The sequence below is a fragment of the Amycolatopsis sp. SID8362 genome, from assembly GCF_010550475.1.
GTDB lineage: Bacteria > Actinomycetota > Actinomycetes > Mycobacteriales > Pseudonocardiaceae > Amycolatopsis > Amycolatopsis eburnea.
On the sequence record NZ_JAAGNB010001497.1, the window covers coordinates 1 to 582 of the forward strand.

Genomic DNA, 582 nt, shown 5'->3' on the forward strand with positions numbered 1-582 from the left:
CCGTCCGGACCCTGGCCGAGGTCGCCGACCTGGCCGCCGTGACCCGGCTCTTCGAGTCGATCTGGCGTCCCGAGCCGGGAAACCCGCCGGTGACCGCCGAACTGCTGCGCGCCATGGTCTCGGCGGGCAACTACGTGGCCGGCGCCTTCGACGGGCCCGAACTGCTCGGTGCCTGCTTCGGGTTCTTCGGCGGACCGGCGAAGGGAGGACTGCACAGCCACATCGCCGGCGTCGCCACCCGCGGGCACGGGCGCGGCATCGGCTTCGCGCTCAAGCTGCACCAGCGCGCGTGGGCGCTGGGACAGGACGTCGACGAGATCTCCTGGACGTTCGACCCGCTGGTGCGGCGCAACGCCCACTTCAACCTGACCAAGCTCGCCGCCCGCCCGGCGCACTACCTGCCCGACTTCTACGGCCCGATGCACGACGGCATCAACGGCGCCGGCGACACCGACCGGCTGATGGCCGTCTGGAACCTGACGAGCCCGCCGGTGCGGGCGGCCGCGGGCGGGGTCCCGGACCGGGCGGACGCCGCTGTGCTGCGGAAGCAGGGCGCCGCGGTCGCGCTGGCCGCGGACGCGG

Annotated in this window: 1 pseudogene; it reads left to right on the top strand. The window is 74.4% G+C overall.

The window, feature by feature from the left end:
* Positions 1–582: pseudogene (locus tag G3I65_RS45830) on the top strand (GNAT family N-acetyltransferase); the annotation flags it as partial.